The organism is Streptomyces sp. NRRL WC-3549 (genome assembly GCF_000721935.1).
Lineage (GTDB): Bacteria > Actinomycetota > Actinomycetes > Streptomycetales > Streptomycetaceae > Streptomyces.
In genome coordinates, this window is record NZ_KL585444.1 from 1 (window position 1) to 550 (window position 550).

General features: G+C 71.3%; 1 pseudogene. It reads right to left on the bottom strand.

Annotated elements, in window-relative coordinates:
• A pseudogene (locus IH13_RS0134140) lies at nt 1–197 on the bottom strand (hypothetical protein); the annotation flags it as partial.
• Nucleotides 198–550 lie beyond the last annotated feature (353 nt).

Here is a 550-nt window from a genome sequence, read left to right on the forward strand (position 1 = left end):
CCACCGGTGTGCACACCACCCTCGGGCTTGCCGTACTTCCCGGACTCCGACTTGTCGTGGTGGTCGTTGCTGCTGGAGGAGTGGCCGCTGTCCTTGTCCCAGTCATCCGCCGAGGTCACGGCGTATGCGGCGGGGACGGAGACCGCGAGGACCGCCGTGACGGCGGCCGATGCGAACAGGGTGCGGGCAGAGCGCATGGATACACAGTCCTTTCGCCACTCCTGCGAGGGCGGGCCGGCTGCCCGCTCGTCGAACCACAGGGGCGACGTGATCCACCGTCAGTCCGAACTCCGTCGCCCACCACCGGAGAGCGTCGCATTCGAGGGACCCCCTGGGCCCAACGTGTGACGTAGGGCCGGATCTCACCCGTTGGACGGCACGCCACGCCGACGGCATGTTTGGGCCACGGTGATCTTCGATGTATGGCCGTCCCCGGGGGCGGCGCGGGCCGGGGAGTTGGGCGGCGCCCGGGCGGCAACGCGGGGCGCTCGCAGGATCACGCCATGACCGGCGCTTCCCCTCCGCAGCTGCTGCTCCCCCGCCCGCGGGG